Origin of the sequence: Bradyrhizobium quebecense (assembly GCF_013373795.3) — a bacterium.
Taxonomy (GTDB): Bacteria; Pseudomonadota; Alphaproteobacteria; order Rhizobiales; family Xanthobacteraceae; genus Bradyrhizobium; species Bradyrhizobium quebecense.
In genome coordinates this window covers 1723052-1739316 of record NZ_CP088022.1, presented here as the reverse complement: position 1 = coordinate 1739316, position 16265 = coordinate 1723052, and the positions used below count along the sequence as shown (strand labels likewise).

The window sequence follows — 16265 nt, the reverse complement described above, 5'->3', positions numbered from 1 at the left end:
CGCTTCGGACACGCCGCCGCGGCCCTTGTCCGAGTCCGATGATTGAGGAGCCAAGCGGTGTCCGGAACGCTCCAGCCAAACACACACAAACAGCGGCTGGCGCTGGTCTCGCCGATCAACGGCTGGCCGCGCGAGATCGTCGTCGACCACGGCGACGGTACGGTGTCGCTTTTGGCCAACGTTCCGGAGATCCGCGGCGCCGTGGTCCGTGGCCGGCGCGCCGGTGACGTCCTCCGGGAACTGATCGCGTCATGACCTATACTTCTCAGGACGATCTGGTCGCTCGGTACGGCACCGACATGCTGGTCGATCTCACCGACCGTGCGTCGCCACCGGCCGGTGCGATCGATGCCAGCGTCGTGGCGCGGGCGCTCGCCGATACCGACGCCATGATCGACGGCTATTTAAAGGGCCGTTACAAGCTGCCGCTCGACGCTGCCCCGCCGACCTTGCGCGACCTCGCCGAAGTGATCGCGATCTACAAGCTGCATCGCGACACGGCTGCGGACAAGATCAGGCAAGATTATCAGGACGCGCTGAAGACGTTGACCCTGATCTCGAACGGCACCATTCGCCTCGACGTCGCAGGCGTGGAGCCGGCATCGTCTGGTGCATCGGGCGTGCGTACGACCGATCGTCAACGGCCGCTGACCGAGAAGACCATGAAGGGCTACATCTGATGGTCGGTGTCACGATCAAGCTCGACGGGACTGAGAGCGCACTCGAGGAGTTGGACGGCTACATCAATCGTGCGCGCGATCCGCGCGGCCTGTTCGCCAACATCGGCGAGCTGCTGATGGTTTCAACTCACCACCGCTTCGATGCCGGCGTCGGCGTCGACGGATCGCCCTGGCCACCGAGCTTGCGCGTTCGAAGGCGTGGCGGGAAGACGTTGATCCTCACGAGCCGCCTCTACCGGTCATTCACATACCAGGCCTTCGCGACCGGTCTCCAATTCGGTACCAACGTCGTTTACGCCGCCATCCATCAATTCGGCGGATTGATCCATCAGGCCGCGCGCATCGCCGTGCTGCACTTCAAGACCAATAAGCGCACTGGCCAGAGCCGCTTCTCGAAGCCGGGTAAGGCAGATCGCGCCCGCAAGGCCTCGATCGGGGCGCGTGACATCCACATGCCGGCGCGACCGTTTCTCGGCATCGACGACGGCGACGAACGTCAAATCCTCTCGTTGGCGGAAACGTGGCTCGCGGGCGAAGGGGCGACGCCATGACGACGCTGGTCGATCTCGTCGCAAAACGCATTGCCGCCCGGGTTCCGACGCTTGCAGGCGCGATCGAGTACATTGCCGAATTGGCCGCGCTGGTCGAAGCCGGGGCACTTCCGCAGCGTGACCTTGCGGCCTTCGTCGTGCCACTCGGCTTCGACGATCGCGGCGGATCGTCCGCCGCCAATGCGTACACGCAAACATTGGCCGACATGGTCGGCGTCGTTATCTGCATTAAGGCCCGCGGCGATGTGAAGGCCAAGTCGGCCGTGCCGAAGGTCGACGAGATCGTCAACGAGATCGTCGATGCTGTGGCCGGCTGGACACCCAACCAATCCGTTGGTGTCTTCCGCGTGCTGCGCGGCCGGCTCATTCCCGGCGCGTCCGGCCTCATCGTCTACCAGCTCGATTTCGAGCTGCTGGATCAACTCAGGATCGTGACATGACCGACCATGAAATCCCGCGCGAGGGCGGCAGCTATCTGCGCCAGCCCGACGGTTCGTTGAAGCGCGTCCACGACAGTGCGCCCACCGCGACGCCGGCGCCCGCCGATCACAAAGCCCCGGCGTCGCCGCGGTCGAAAAGGTCAAAGGAGTAACCTGACATGGCGATCTTCTACCGCCTCATGGTTTTGCTTGCGAAGCGCGAGGTCACGTATGGCGTCGATCCGACGCTGACTGGCGCGACCGATGCAATCCTCGCGCAAAACGTCTCGATCCGGCCGATGGAAGGTCAGGACGTCAATCGTAACCTGATCGTGCCGTACCTGGGCAATCAGGGTTCGATCCCGGCCGGCCTCAACGTGGTGATGGAGTTCGATACCGAGCTGGCCGGCTCGGGCACCGCGGGCACCGCACCTGCCTGGGGAACGTTGGCGCGAGGCGTAGGCTTGGCGGAAGTGGTCACCGCTGACGTCTCGGTCGCTTACTCACCGATCTCGTCGGGCTTCGAGAGCCTGTACATGAAGTTCTGGATGGGCGGGACGCTTCACGCACTCAAAGGCGCGCGCGGCACTGGCAAGGCCACGATCAACGCCCAGGGCATCCCGAACATTCATTGGACATTTACCGGCCTTTGGGTCGCGCCGTCCGAAGTCGCGGCCGCCGTGCCGACGTTGACAGCATTCAAGAAGCCGTTGATCGCGAGCAAGGCCAACACGCCAACCTTCACGGTGAACGCCGTGCCGCTAGTCATGCGGAGCTTCAGCCTCGATCTCGGCTGCAAGATCGAGCCGCGTCTCCTGGTCGGCAGCGAGTCCGTCCTGATCAGCGATCGAAACGAAAAGATCGACGTGGTCTGCGAGGCGGTGCCGGTCACGACGCTCGATGTCTACGGGATCGCCAATGCGCAGACGCAGGTTCCAGTCAGCATCGTTCACGGCGTCACCGCCGGCAACATCATCACGCTGTCCGCGCCAACATGCCAGATCGAGCGACCGACAGGTTACCAGCAGAACCAGGGCATTGCGGAGTGGCCGCTTTCGCTCACTCCGCAGCCTTCCGCCGGCAATGATCAGTTCACGATCACGCTGACGTAGTTGCGCCAATCGATCTTAGTCAGGAGGGATCATCCATGTTCAACGTCTCGCCAAAGCGCACCTTCACCCATGACGTGGCCGTGCTAGTGCCGATCGACGCCGGCCACGAGGAGCAGACGCTCAAGACCACCTTCAACTTCCTCGATACCGAAGAACTGAAGGACTTCGATCTTCGCACGCTCGAAGGATCGACTGCTTTCCTCAACGCTATCGTGGCGAGTTTCCACGATCTGGTCGATGGTGACGGCGGGCCGGTGCCCTACAGCGAGGAGCTGCGCAACCGGCTCATCCGGCGTCAATACGTTCGTTCGGCGCTTCTCTCGCATTATGGCGAGGCCGTCACCAAGGCCAAAGAGGGAAACTAGAATGGGCCGCGCGAAAGTGGGCGCGCGGCTCCAGGTCGGCGCCCCCGCAGCAGATCTCCGAAGACACAGCGCGAGTGATCGAGGATGCACGGCGGTTCAACATGGACCCGGCCTCGCTCAGTCACCTAACCGCCGCTCTGCAAGCCGAGCCGACACCGGACGGAGAGGAAGGCGTGTGGCCGGAGAATGTCGCGACGGTGCAGGCCTTCCTTGCCGTATCGACCCAGTGGCGCGTGGTGTCGATCGGCGGCGCTGGCTTCGCGCCGGCGTTGCCGATGTTCATCGGCCTCGACTACGCGAGCGTGCGGGTCTCCCTGGACGCGATCGGTATGACCGTTACGCCTGCATTGTGGCGCGGCCTGCAGATCATGGAAACCGCGGCTGGTCAGGCGCTCAACGAGGATAGCTGATGCGCGTGTCACTTCAGATCGACGGCGACGCCAGCGGCGCGAAGCAAGCTGCCGAAGAGGCATCGTCGGCAATCTCTGACCTCGGTCAAAGGACAGGCTCGACTTCGACAGGCATTGAAGACGCCTTGAAGAAGGCCACCGGCGCGCTCGACGGTCTGAAGGATTCCGGGAAGGCCGCCGGCGCCGCAAACGACAACGTCGCCAGTGCAGCCATCGGTCTGTCGGGAAAACTAACCGATCTGGCCTCGAAGGCAGCCGGCGCCGAGGGCTCGCTTTCAAAGGTCGCGGCCGGCGCCGTCAGCGTTGCGAGGGGCATCGCTGATACGGTCAAATCGGTCGGCGTCTTCGGCGTCATCGGTTCTGCCATCTCACTCGCCACCACCGTCGCATCGACCTTCTACTCTGTCATCAACAGCGGGAACGAGCGGGCCAAGAAGGACCTCGATGAAACGGCGCGCCTGGTGGGCGTGGTGCGCGACGCCTACCGGGACGCGGGCAAGGTGGCGTACGACTTTTACACGCAAAGCCAGAAGATCACGCAGCTCCAGGCGCAGCAGGCATTGGTATCTCTGCAGAATGTGCAGCAACAGAACGCGAGCACATTCCTCAACAAGTATCAGCCGGGCGCTGCGGGAGCCTTCACCGGCTCGATCCCCGGTGAGGACTTCACCGGAGGGCTCGCTGGGACGCTCTTCTCCGATCAGACAAATCAGCGGTTCGCGGCGTTCAGTGCGCAGTTCGAGCAATTGCGGCAGAGCATCAATGCCGGCACACCCGACTTTGCGAAGTTCCGGGATGACATCGCGGCGCTCGGCATAGCTGCCGCGACCTCAAATCCGCAGTTGGCCGCGGCCGCTGCGGAAATCATCAAGGTCACCCAGCCGCTGGCCGAGGCGCAGAAGGCCATCGCGCAGGCGGGCAAAATCGCCAAGGATGGCGCGACCAACCTGAATGACCAGGAGAAGAAGCTCTTCGGCATAACGACCTCAACGAATGATGCATCAGCGTCATTCGAGCGATTCCTCCGATCGGCCGACCGGCAATCCGCGTCGCTTGAGGCGGAGACCCGTGCGGTCGGCGGCTCTGCCGGCGCCATCGCGAAGCTGCGCGCGGAATCCGTGCTCACGGAGGCCGCGCAGCAGGCCGGTGCTGACACGGCTGCGAAGTACGCGGATCAGGTTGCGAAAGTCGCCGCGCGTGCCGGCGATGCTGCTCAGAAGCTCGCCGAGGCCCGGCTGCGGTCCGACGTCGCGTTCGATCGCGCCCAGCTCGGCCGGACCGCTGACGACCAGGCCGTCGCGTCGCAGCTTCGCGGCACGTTCGGTGACAACGCCGACATGGACAGCGCAATCGCCAACACCATCCGCCTCAACAACGACCTGAAGGAGCTTAAGTCCACCACGCAGGAACTCGGGAGCGGCGCCTTCCGCGATTTCCGGAATGAGCTGATGAGCGGCGCGAGCGCATTCCAGGCTTTGGAAAAGGCCGGCATCAATGCGCTCAGTAGGATTGCAGATAAGCTTCTCGACAAGACGCTCGATGCCGGCTTGTCGAGCCTGTTCGGCGGCTTCAATCTTGGCTTCGGTTCGTCCAGCATGATCAACGTCGGCAATTATGCCATGCCGAAAATCGGCTTCGATGGCGGCGGATGGACTGGCGCCGGCGGCAAGTATGATGTGGCCGGCGTCGTCCACCGGGCGGAGTTCGTCTTCGACAAGGAGCCGACCAGGCGTATCGGCATTGCCAACCTAGAGCGGTTGCGCCGGGGCGATGGCTTCGCAGACGGCGGCTTCACTGGCGGCAGCACGCCGTGGTCCGGCATGTCTGCGACGGGCAGCGGCGTTTCGGCCAGCGTCGGCGCGCAGGCGGTTCACGTCAGCGTCGGCGTGTCGGTCGACGATGACGGCAATCTCAAAGCCGTGGTGAAGAACATCTCGACCTCAGTCGCGAGTGACAGCATCGGCCAATACGTCAGCTCGCCGGCATTCGTCTCGCACGTCGGCGCCGCCTCGAAGAAGGCCAAGACCTGGAAACAGCTCTGATGGGAGTCCTTTATCCACGGACTGACATCCTCACGCTGGTCGGCTTCTCGCCGCCCTTCAGCTTCGACTTGCAGCAAAGACAGGAGCTGAGCACGCTCGCCGGCGGCAAGACGATCGGGAAGGATATGGGGCCGCCGCTTTGGGTCGCGACATACACCACTGAAGAGTTACGCAATGATGATGCGGTCGACTACCAGGCCGTCATCAACTCGCTCGATGGTGTGACCAGGCTGTTCGAGGCGTTCGATCTTCGCCGCGCCAGCCCAAGGGCCTATCCGGGCGGCGTCGGCGCCAACGACGGCGTGCTGCGTTCCGTCAACGCCAACAGCAAGCGGTTGTCGCTGTCGGGCTTGACCGCTGGGCAGATCATCTCGCGCGGCGACTACATGTCGTTCAACTACGGGACGAACCGTGCGCTCCATCAGGCAATGGAGTCGGTTGCGGCCAACGGGTCGGGAACGACGCCGGAGTTCGAGGTGCGGCCGTTCGTCCGCTCAGGATTCAGCCTGTCAGCATTGGTCAGTGTGAAGGCGCCGCGGGGCTTGTTCACCCTGCTACCGGGCTCGGTGCAGCCCAAGCAAACGCGCGACAAGTTCGGCCAGATTTCCTTTTCCGCAGGGCAATACATCGAATGAAGATCGGGATTCCCTCAGACTATCGCACCGCGCTCGCCGCCGGCCGCTTGGTCGCGCGGGACTTCATTTGGTTCGTGGTGCGCGACCGCACGACTGGCGCGCCGGTGTCGGACGGCTATTGGTCAGACCTCGGCTCCACGACAGTCGACGTGATCGACCCCGAGTCCGGGCTGGTGGCGAACCGCACGTTCGCCGGCGCCAGCAGTATGATCTCGATCTCGGACATTCCGCTAGTGTCCACACTCACGGTGCAGAATGTCACCGTCAAGCTATCGCAGGTATCGGATCGCGTTAACGAGTTGGTGCGCGGCTACGACTGCAAGCAAGGGAAAGTGCAGATCTTCCGCGGCCTGTTCGATCCGGACACAAACGTCATGGTCGGTCCCGCTGCTCCGCGGTTTGCGGGGACGATCGACGAGGCGCCCATCACCACGCCACCGCAGGGCGAGATTGGCGACGTCAGCCTGTCTTGCACGTCGAACACCCAGGAACTGACCCGCTCCAATCCGGACACGGCCTGTGATGCGTCGCAGCGGTTGCGCAGCTCGACGGACAACTTCTTCGCCGACGTCGCCGTCGTCGGACAGTGGCAGCAGTTCTGGGGCAAAGCCGGCGGGCCGATCAGGACCAACCCATTGTCCGGCTCTGCGCTCGGCGCCATGGGCGCACACATGTTGTGGGGATGACATGATCCGGCCGGCCTGCCTTTCCGATAAGAGCCGTGTGATCGAGATGCTGCGCGATTTCCACGCGGAGTGGCTGGCGCGTGCGGGCGCTTCACTGCTGACTGCTGGCGATCCAGCACTGGAATTTTATCCTGACTATGCCGAGCGGCTGTTCGCGGCCCACTTGCGCAGCACGCGCGCCTGCGCGCTGGTGCTCGACATCGAGGGCGCAGCACACGGGCTGCTACTCGCGGTGGCCATCGATCACCTGCTTGGGCCGGTTCGCATCGCGAAAGAGAACGCTTGGTGGATCGACCCGGCGCAGCGCGGTCCGTCCGCCATGCGGCTGATCGCTGCTTATTTGGCTTGGGCGCGCGCGCAGGGTTGCCGCGTTGCGGAGATGTCCGGCCTCGGCGCCGACCCGGCCGTCGCGGTGATCTACCAGCGCTGCGGCTTCGTCCGCATGGAAACCAGCTACGTCAAGGCGCTCTAAATGCCTGTTTTCACCGCTGCTGCGGTTGCGACTTTTCTCGGCATTGAGGCGGGCTTCATCGCGACCGCCGTTGCCTTCACGCTGAACACCGCAATTGCGCTTGCTGGCTCGATCGGCCTGTCGTACGCGGCGAAGGCGGTCTCCGGCAATCAGGCGCAGCAGCAAAAGACGGACAACTTCGGCGTCCAGGGCACGCTCACCTCGGGCGGCGCGGTGCCCCGGTCATTCCCGCTGGGCTTCAGCGCGACAGCGGGCCAACTGGTCTACGCGAACACCTGGGGCGGCGACCAGGATACCCCGAACGCAAACCTTGTACAGGTGATCAAGGTCTCCGATATGCCGCGCGCTCGGCTAGTCGGTATGCGAATTAATGGGCAAGCGATCACCATCCCGAGCGGAGGTCTGGTCGGTGCACCCGGTGGAACCGATGCGGGCTATGAGCCGCCAGAGTTCGTGAAGCCCCGCGATCCCAACCATCCTGATGCCAACATCGTCCCGCATGTTTGGATCAAATATTACGATGGCACCCAGACTATCGCCGATCCCTACCTGGTAAACTCGGTCTCGTCCGAAGATCGGCCTTATGAAGCCACGCGGGTCGGCGTGGGATGTGCCTATGTCATCGTTACGACCCTCGTGAACGCCAGCGTCTTCTCCGGGTTTCCGTCGTTCCTGTTCGAGCTTTCGAGCATTCCGCTCTACGACGTGTCTAGGGATTCGACGGCCGGCGGCGTTGGCGGCCAACGCTATGCCGATCCATCGACCTGGGGCGGCGACGGAGATGATATGCCGGCAGTGCAGGCCTACAACATCCTGCGCGGCATCACCTATCAGGGTGCGTGGCTTTACGGCTTGCAGAACGCCCCGGCCGGCCGCCTGCCTGTTGCGAACTGGATCACCCAGATCGAGAAGTGCCGCGCGTCGATCGCTGGTGAGACCGGGCCGGAGCCAAGCTATCGCTCGGGCGCGCAAATCAATGTCAACACCCAGCCAGCGAACGCGCTTGAGAGCATATTGACCGCTTGTCAGGGTCGCCTTTCCGAGATCGGCGGGTTCTACAAGATTCACCTCGGTGCGCCCGATGCGCCGGTTATGTCGTTCACCGACGACGACATCGTGTCGGATCAGCAGCAAGTGTTCCGGCCGTTCTTTGCGCTCGCCGACAGCGTCAACGGCATTCAAGCCACATATCCTGATCCGTCGCAGGCTTGGCAAACGGCCACCGCGCCGGCGTATTACCGCACCGATCTGGAAGTGATCGACGGCCATCGTCGCCTCATGGCATCGCCTCAGTTCGACATGGTGCCGTATCCAGCCCAAGTGCAACGGCTGCAGAAGTCGGCGATCGAGGAAGCGCAACGCGCGCGCACTCACGCCTTGGTGCTGCCCCCGGCGTTCTGGCTTCTCGAACCGGGCGATGTTGCCGCATGGACGTCGGTGCGCAACGGCTACCAGAATAAGCTGTTTCGGGTCGATACGGTCACCGATAAGGCCAATCTCGACGTCGGTGTCGCACTGACAGAAGTCGATCCATCGGACTACGATTGGGACCAGGGCACCGATTTCAAGCCCGTCATCGGCGGCTCGACCGTCATCATCTATCCCCCGGCGCAGCCGGTGAATGATTGGAGCGTCGAGGGCATCGCGCAGCTCGACGCCGACCATGTTCAACGCCGGCCAGCGATGCAGCTCGAATGGGACGGCACGCTCTCGGGTATCGATGCGCTGCAGTACGAGGTTCGCCTCGCCAGCGATCAGTCGTTCGTCACATCGGGCGCGACGCCACCAGGGTCATACGGGCGCGGCGCAATGATCGTGACGCAGTCGCTGCTGCCTCTAACGGCTTATCAGGCGCGCGTGCAATATGTGCCGAGTTCGCCGCGTCTGATGCTGTGGACGGAGTGGCGCAACTTCTCGACGCCCGACGCTAGGTTCACGATGGCCGATCTGGCGGCCGGAATAGTGTATCAAATTTCGACCCTACAGCAGCAGTATCGGCGCGAGATCGACGAGCTGGACGCCCGAATTGCGGACCAGATGCAGAGTATCGCGGCGCGGCTGTCGCTGGCGAAGGGCACGCTCAACCAGCAATCTTGGGATCAGCTCCAACAAGTCGAAAACCTGATCCAGGTCGCGACTGACGGAATTAGCGCGTCGATCGACGACGTCCGCACCGTCGCCCTTGACACTCAGAATGCGTTTGCCAGCTACCAGCTCACGACGAACGCGCATTTCGGCGCGCTCGACGCCTCGGTCACCGAGCATTCCGAAGCGATTGCTACGCTTGACGGCTACGTCGGTGCGCGTTGGGGTGTCGATATCACTGTGAACGGCGTCATCACCGGCGCCATCCGGCTTGACAGCGGAGCGAATTGGTCGGCTTTCACCATCCAGGCAAACAAGCTCCAATTTCAATTACCGGGGGTCAACGGCGGCAACCCCGTCGCCGCACTCACTGTCGGTACCGTCAACGGTGTTCCGGCATTCGGGTTCGTCGGCAACATGTATCTTGATGGCGGCATCTTCGCGCGCATGATCGCTGGGCAGCAGATCATTGCGGGACACATGGCCGCCGACTCGATCACGGCAACGAATGGTGCCATCCAGAACCTGTCGGTCCAGTCGCTGAAGATCGCGGACAACGCCATCATCGTGCCTATCGTCCAGAGCATCGCCGCCATCAATCCCGGCGGCTCCTCAACCACGATCTACAGCGGCAATCTCTCGATAGATACGACGGGCCTGTCCGGCAAGATCATGACGCTCTACCTGAGCTGCCCCATGGTGGTTTACGAAAGCGGCAACATCGCCACAAGCTGCGCATTCACCGCGTTCGTGAACGGCTCGACCGTCAACTCCTATACGTTTAGCGGACAGAACGTCTCGTTCACGCCGACGCTTTCAGGGTCAGTCCAGGTCATAGCCAACGGTGGGGTCATGACGATTCCGGTTGCCATCACGATGAGCAATCCGGGATTCTGGGGGGTCGTGTCCGGTTCGCTCTTTGTGATGGGTGCGAAGCGATGACCGTTATCCACTACTGCACCGCGACGGGGTTCATCCGATCGTGGGGAACGCTCGAACCAGTCGATGGCAAGAGCCACTTGCCGAACCATGCCATCCTTCGAATCCAAGATGCCCTCTACGGGCCAGATGTGCCTGGGTTAGCTCGTAGCGGCGTTGCATCCGTCGTTGAGATCGATCCGTTCGTCGACATGGTGGACCTGGCCACGCTGACGATCGTCAAACGGCCTGCGGCAGACCAGGCGGTGCTTCTGATCGAGCGGCTAGCGCTTCTTGTGAAGCTGGCGGTGGCTGCCGAGTTATCGGCGACCGACCAGTACATGGTCACTGACCGCAATGTCGCGAACCGTGAGACGTGGGCGGTATATCGGCAGCAGCTTCGCGATCTATCCAAGCAACCCGACGCGCCATCTATGGTGCGAAACTGGCCGTGCCATCCGACGGGCGCGGAGACGCCGGCGAACCTTCGCCAGCACTTGGCCCGCATCGACGCGATCTCTCAATCCAGCCTGACTTCGGAGCCCGGTATCCCATGCCCGATTTGATATATTCGACCGGAACCGTATCGGTCGCCAGCAGCGGCCAAGTCGTGACGGGCGGCGGCGGTCCGCTATGGGCCTCGAACGTCATGAGATTCGACACGCTGGTGGTCGACGGTTTCGGTCCTGTCACTCTGCTCGACGTGACGGACGACACCCATCTCAGCATTGCGAAATGGCCCTATGCAAATGTGCCGGCCGGCACTGCGTATCAAATTCTGCAGAGCAGTCCGCTGCGCTTCTCCGGATCGCAGACATCGGCCGAGGTCATCCGCCTGACCGGCGCGCTCGAGACTGACGGCTTCTTTGTGTTCGTGCGCTCCGATCGGGCGACGCCTGATCCGTCCAAAGGCGACGAAGGGCAGTATGCGCGGCAGGCGTCGAGCGGAAAGGAATGGGTAAAGGAGTCAGGCGTCTGGAATTACCAGGGCATCTCCAAGCCGCTCGGCGAGCCCGCACCATACGACAACGCACATACCTACGGCCTGATGGACGTGGCGACGCTGAATGGCTCGTCCTACATCTGGATTAACGACACACCAGGCGCGGGGCATGTGCCGCCCAACGCGACGTACTGGCAAGTCCTCGCCAGCAAGGGCGATACAGGTCCGACGGGGCCGCTGCCGTGGCTGCAAACTGCGGCATGGGCGACCGGCCAAAATTACGTCGTGGGTCCGCCGGCGTCGATCGTCGTGCACCCGATCAACAAAAATACCTATCAGTGCGTCGTGCCGCATCTGTCCGGTAACTTCGCAACCGACCTGGCGGCCGGCAAATGGCTGCTTATCGGTCAGAGTGCAACGGAGGCAACGAGCGCGACGGCACTGGCGATCGGCACGGGAACGAAAGTGTTCTCGGCGGTCACGGGGTTCTCGTATCAGAACGGCGTCCGGCTGCGCGCATCGTCGAATGCCTCGCCGACCAATTGGATGGAGGGCGTTTGTCTCTACGATCCTGTTGTGCAAGTCATTACGATGACGGTCGACAAGGCGAATGGTGTCGGCACGTACGGAGACTGGAATTTTAACCACGTTGGTCAGCCCGGCGCGGGCGATCTGACGTCGAGCCTTAATCTTGCCGATCTTACGAACAAGCCGGCTGCGGTGGTCAATCTCGGCATTCCCGCATTGCTGCGCGGGCTGCCCTTGGCAGGATTGAAGATCACGTCGACGGGCATCGCGAGTTTCAGCGTATCAGCTGGTGTGGCGTGTGATCGCAATCAAGCCGACATGATTAGCCTTGGCGCCGCGCTCAGCAAGACGAGCGCTGCATGGAATCCCGGAAACGGCAACGGTGCTTTGGATACCGGAGCAATCGCGGCCGGCTTCTATCATGTATTCATCATCAGAAATCCGGTAGGCAGCGGCAACACCGATATTCTTATTTCGTTGAGTGCGACAGCGCCGACGCTTCCATCTGGTTACACGCTTTGCAGGCGCATCGGTGCGGTTTGGTGGTCAACGGCATCGAGCACGTTCTCGCCACTGCTGCAGCGAGGGCGCGAATTCTGGTGGCCCGGAGTTTCTCTTGACGTCAACACCACAATCGGAACGACGCTGCAAACGTTCGCACTGGCCAGCATTCCGCCCGGCGTGCAAGTGCAAGCGATTCTGACGGTTATCGCCTGGAACACAGCGCAAAATACGGTTTGGTGGGTTCACGAGACCGCTATGGTTGACAACGCCCCCAGCTATTCCCTCGGCGGCACTGGTGTTGAGGCATCAGCTGCAACCAGCGGCAACATGACCGAAGTCCGCGTTTGGACGGATACCGCGCGGCAAGTCGCGGCGCGCTCGACCGTTGCAAACACGACCCTGCGACTCGTCACGCGCGGTTGGTACGATCCGTTCGAATAGGAGAGGACAGCATGGGATTTGTAGTACGAGACGATGCAGGCAAAATAGTTGGATGGTTCGCCTGCGAGCAGCCCGGCTTCGAGACTGAGCAAGTCGACGACGACGACCCGGCGGTGATTGCGTTCCTTGAACCACCGGCCCGTGTGCCGAGTTCCTGCACCAAGCTCGGCCTGAAGCGGGCCTTTGATGAGCTTGGCACCTGGGCTTCCGTGAAGGCCGCGATTGCGGCGGATGCGAACGTGCAGGAGGAATGGGACCTGGCGACGGAGATCAGGCGGTCCGACAGCCTAGTACAGCACATGATCACCGTCGTGGGCCTGTCCGACGACCAGGTCGACAGCCTGCTGGTCCGTGCCAATGCCCTAGTCTAGGAACCGCTTGTGGCCACAAAAGCGGATACTCCGGCGACGTTTCACGGGCACGCTTCGCCTTGCTCAGCAAGGTTATCTCGCCGCTCCTGAGTCCCAAGCATCGGTCTCGATCATCTTTGCAAGGTTTTGACGGAGATCTGCGATAAAGATTTTGGCGTTACCGACTTCAGGAGCAACGCCGCTCATGAACCTCGAAGGATAGGCTGTGCGATCGACAAACCTAGCTGAAGCCCCTTGCCCAGTTCTGTGCCTATCCAGGTATTGGCCTTGGTTGCCCATGTCTCGGCTTCCGCTGTGTATTGCGCGATCAGCTCTGGCGACGCATTGGGCGGCACCGGCTTATCCATGAGCGAGCCGCCCTCGATGTAAAAACTTTGAAGGTGGGATCTGATTACGGCAAGACGGGCCTTTTCACGATCGGCCGCCTCGGTAGACTGGGACGATTTATGCTCGTTCCGTGCTGCCGAAAACCAAGCCCAGCTCAACGTCGTGACGCTGACGACGAGCGCCAAGAATGCGCCTATAGCGGCGCCGGAAAACCAATACTGTAACGGCGGCAATCAGAAGCACCTTGGCTGAATACTCTGATCCTAGCCGTTTTCTACAGCCATGTAGAGTCCGATAACAGCCTGAAGATCCGTGTGCCAACCGCGGTCAAGCCCGCGTTTGTGGCCTTCTGGCACCCCATGTCGACGCCATGAACGGGGTATACGAGCCTTAACCAATGGGGTGACAAACGAACTTGCGCGCGGTGCCATTCGATTTTGCGCGCTACACATAGATCGCCTCCTGGCTGAGAGGATGTGGGTGTTGGAGCCCACCCCCTCAGACAGGAGTATCGAGATGGCCGATTTGAGCCCTCTTCGCCGCCGCATGATCGAAGACATGACCGTCCGCAATCTGTCGCCGGCGACGCAAAGATCCTACATCAGCGCGGTTTCGAAGTTCAGCCGCTATTTTGGCCGATCGCCTGACCGGTTAGAGCTGGAAGACGTCCGCGCCTTCCAGGTGCATTTGGTCTCGACCGGCATCTCATGGCCGGCGCTGAACCAGATCGTCTGTGCGCTACGGTTTTTCTACGGCGTCACGCTCGGCGAGGCGCTCATCCCAGAGCGCATTCCCTATGCGCGAGAACCGCGCAAGCTGCCGGTCGTTCTCAGCGCCGACGAAGTGGTTCAGTTTCTTGAAGCGGTATCGAGCCTGAAGAGCCGCGCCGCGCTCACCACCGCCTATGCGGCCGGGCTCAGGGCCTCGGAGGTTGCGGGACTGCGGATCGAAGACATCGACAGCGCCCGCGGCGTCATCCAGGTGCGCCACGGCAAGGGCGCGAAGGATCGCAACGTGATGCTGTCGCCCCAGCTGCTGGGCATCCTGCGCACCTACTGGCGGCTCGCCCGGCCGCGGCTTTATCTGTTCCCTGGTCGTGACGAAGATCATCCGATCGATCAGACCGTGCTGCATGCCGCCTGCCGGTCGGCGGTGAAGGCTGCGGGCCTGACCAAGCGCGTCACGCTGCACACGCTGCGCCACAGCTTCGCGACACATCTTCTCGAGAACGGAACCGATATCCGGATCATCCAGGTCTTGCTCGGGCACAATAATTTGTCGTCGACAGCGCGCTACACGCAGGTCGCCACCGATACGATCCGAGCGACGCAGAGCCCGCTCGATCGCCTGTCGCTGGAGGTGACGCCACCTGGATGACCCGCAGCGGGATGCGGGTCATGACCCGCTCCGACATCCGCTCCAACAGGCCCGCCATCGAGATTGCCGATATTCTGTGCCGGCATGGCGACGCCTATCGCCGTGTACATGCCGGTCATCTGGGGCGGGTCGAGCGGCGCGTGATGAGCGCGATCGTTGCGTGCCGGACCGAGGCGCTCGGCGGCCACATGCAGGCTTGCGACGACTGCGGCACGACACGCGTTGCCTATAATTCCTGCCGCAATCGGCACTGTCCGAAGTGTCAGGGGAGAGCCCGAGCCGCGTGGCTCGCCGCGCGTCAAGCCGACCTGCTTCCGGTTCCCTATTTCCACGTCGTCTTTACACTTCCCGCACCGATCGCCGCGATCGCTTTCCAGAACAAGGCCGTCGTCTATGCCATCCTGTTCAAGGCTGCCGCCGAGGCGATGACGACGCTCGCCGCCAATCCACGCCGGCTCGGCGGTGCGATCGGCGGCGTCGCCGTCCTCCACACCTGGGGACAGACGCTGATGCATCATCCCCACGTCCATTGCGTCGTTCCGGGTGGCGGCCTCTCGCCCGATGGCGCGCGCTGGACCGCTTGCCGACCGAACTTCTTCCTGGCCGTCAAACCGTTGTCCAGACTATTTCGCACACTTTTTCTCAAACGTCTGTCGGCAGCCTTCAACTCCGGTGCCTTGCGTTTCTTCGGCGATCTCGGAGCTCTGGCCGAGCCGGCTGCCTTTGCGGCCCACCTCGACGCCATGCGACGCATCAACTGGGTTGTTTACGCCAAGCGGCCCTTCGGCGGACCCGCACAGGTCCTGGCCTATCTCGGCCGCTACACCCATCGCGTCGCGATCGCCAACAGCCGGCTCGTCGCACTCGACGACGATCATGTCGCCTTCTCATGGAAGGACTATCGCCAAAACAGCGCGACAAAGATCATGAATCTCAAGCCCGATGAGTTCATTCGCCGTTTCCTGCTTCATACGCTGCCTGACGGCTTCCACCGCATCCGCCACTTCGGCTTCATGGCCAACCGCCATCGCGCTGCCAAGCTCGCCCTTTGCCGCGAACTTCTCGATCATGAGCGAACAGCCCCAAACGATGGCCAGCCGTCGCCTGTGGATTCGGAGGCTCAAACCCGGGCCGAGGTTCCTGCCTGTCCCGATTGTGGTGGCGTCATGCGCATCATTGAGCGCTTTCGACATAGCTTCAGACGCCCCAGCCCTCGAACATCACCGTTCCGATGCGACACATCGTGAGCCAAGTCATGTCGTGCACGACGATCATCATTCGTCATTTCGCTCCCAGCGTCTCGATCATCGCGGACGATGTCGAATCCGTGCTGTCACACTGCGCGACAACAACCGTCCGATGCAGCAAAAGGCCTATCGCGATCTCAGGCGAAGCGCGT

At 62.3% G+C, this 16265-nt stretch carries 19 protein-coding genes; 18 read left to right on the top strand and 1 reads right to left on the bottom strand.

Annotated features, from left to right (window positions below):
- Window positions 1-57 precede the first annotated feature (57 nt).
- The 16 genes from HU230_RS07960 to HU230_RS07885 all read left to right on the top strand — a co-directional run bounded on the left by HU230_RS07960 (window position 58) and on the right by HU230_RS07885 (window position 13162).
- A complete protein-coding gene (locus tag HU230_RS07960) occupies window positions 58-255 on the top strand; it encodes a hypothetical protein (protein ID WP_176532157.1) in 198 nt (65 codons plus the stop codon).
- Entirely contained in the window at window positions 252-680 is a 429-nt protein-coding gene (locus HU230_RS07955; protein ID WP_176532158.1) for a gp436 family protein, read from the top strand. Before HU230_RS07960 ends, HU230_RS07955 begins: the two co-directional genes overlap by 4 nt.
- Window positions 681-730: 50 nt before the next feature.
- Window positions 731-1231 (top strand): phage virion morphogenesis protein, encoded by a 501-nt coding sequence (locus tag HU230_RS07950; RefSeq protein ID WP_176532159.1) that lies wholly within the window; start codon window positions 731-733, stop codon window positions 1229-1231.
- Complete coding sequence (locus tag HU230_RS07945; RefSeq protein ID WP_176532160.1) at window positions 1228-1671, top strand: phage tail terminator protein; 444 nt, start codon at window positions 1228-1230, stop codon at window positions 1669-1671. Before HU230_RS07950 ends, HU230_RS07945 begins: the two co-directional genes overlap by 4 nt.
- Window positions 1668-1823 carry a hypothetical protein gene (locus HU230_RS07940; RefSeq protein WP_176532161.1) on the top strand — a complete coding sequence of 52 codons (156 nt, stop codon included), beginning with the start codon at window positions 1668-1670 and terminating at the stop codon, window positions 1821-1823. The genes HU230_RS07945 and HU230_RS07940 overlap by 4 nt, the downstream gene beginning before the upstream one ends.
- A 6-nt stretch (window positions 1824-1829) precedes the next feature.
- Window positions 1830-2762 (top strand): phage tail tube protein, encoded by a 933-nt coding sequence (locus HU230_RS07935; protein ID WP_176532162.1) that lies wholly within the window; start codon window positions 1830-1832, stop codon window positions 2760-2762.
- A gap of 35 nt (window positions 2763-2797) precedes the next feature.
- Window positions 2798-3127 (top strand): hypothetical protein, encoded by a 330-nt coding sequence (locus HU230_RS07930; protein WP_176532163.1) that lies wholly within the window; start codon window positions 2798-2800, stop codon window positions 3125-3127.
- 74 nt (window positions 3128-3201) lie between these two features.
- Complete coding sequence (locus HU230_RS07925) at window positions 3202-3537, top strand: DUF1799 domain-containing protein (RefSeq protein WP_210284264.1); 336 nt, start codon at window positions 3202-3204, stop codon at window positions 3535-3537.
- A complete protein-coding gene (locus HU230_RS07920) occupies window positions 3537-5579 on the top strand; it encodes a phage tail tape measure protein (RefSeq protein ID WP_176532164.1) in 2043 nt (680 codons plus the stop codon). Before HU230_RS07925 ends, HU230_RS07920 begins: the two co-directional genes overlap by 1 nt.
- The gene (locus HU230_RS07915; protein WP_176532165.1) at window positions 5579-6214 is read left to right on the top strand and encodes a hypothetical protein; all 636 of its coding nucleotides are present in this window, start codon (window positions 5579-5581) and stop codon (window positions 6212-6214) included. The genes HU230_RS07920 and HU230_RS07915 overlap by 1 nt, the downstream gene beginning before the upstream one ends.
- A complete protein-coding gene (locus HU230_RS07910; protein ID WP_176532166.1) occupies window positions 6211-6900 on the top strand; it encodes a hypothetical protein in 690 nt (229 codons plus the stop codon). Before HU230_RS07915 ends, HU230_RS07910 begins: the two co-directional genes overlap by 4 nt.
- Before the next feature lies 1 nt (window position 6901).
- Complete coding sequence (locus HU230_RS07905; protein ID WP_176532167.1) at window positions 6902-7372, top strand: GNAT family N-acetyltransferase; 471 nt, start codon at window positions 6902-6904, stop codon at window positions 7370-7372.
- On the top strand, window positions 7373-10399 hold the full coding sequence (locus tag HU230_RS07900) for a phage tail protein (protein ID WP_176532168.1): 3027 nt from the start codon (window positions 7373-7375) through the stop codon (window positions 10397-10399). It begins immediately after the preceding gene.
- Window positions 10396-10941: a phage tail assembly chaperone gene (locus HU230_RS07895; protein ID WP_176532169.1), complete on the top strand. Its 546-nt coding sequence runs from the start codon at window positions 10396-10398 to the stop codon at window positions 10939-10941. The genes HU230_RS07900 and HU230_RS07895 overlap by 4 nt, the downstream gene beginning before the upstream one ends.
- A complete protein-coding gene (locus HU230_RS07890; protein WP_176532170.1) occupies window positions 10929-12791 on the top strand; it encodes a hypothetical protein in 1863 nt (620 codons plus the stop codon). The genes HU230_RS07895 and HU230_RS07890 overlap by 13 nt, the downstream gene beginning before the upstream one ends.
- Before the next feature lie 11 nt (window positions 12792-12802).
- Entirely contained in the window at window positions 12803-13162 is a 360-nt protein-coding gene (locus HU230_RS07885; protein WP_176532171.1) for a hypothetical protein, read from the top strand.
- A gap of 182 nt (window positions 13163-13344) precedes the next feature.
- On the opposite strand, the gene HU230_RS07880 is transcribed toward HU230_RS07885, so the two are convergent.
- A complete protein-coding gene (locus tag HU230_RS07880; protein ID WP_224943086.1) occupies window positions 13345-13674 on the bottom strand; it encodes a hypothetical protein in 330 nt (109 codons plus the stop codon).
- 331 nt (window positions 13675-14005) lie between these two features.
- Between HU230_RS07880 and HU230_RS07875 the strand changes: the two genes are divergently transcribed.
- Entirely contained in the window at window positions 14006-14866 is an 861-nt protein-coding gene (locus HU230_RS07875; protein WP_029085027.1) for a tyrosine-type recombinase/integrase, read from the top strand.
- 20 nt (window positions 14867-14886) lie between these two features.
- A complete protein-coding gene (locus tag HU230_RS07870; protein WP_176528572.1) occupies window positions 14887-16113 on the top strand; it encodes an IS91 family transposase in 1227 nt (408 codons plus the stop codon).
- Window positions 16114-16265 lie beyond the last annotated feature (152 nt).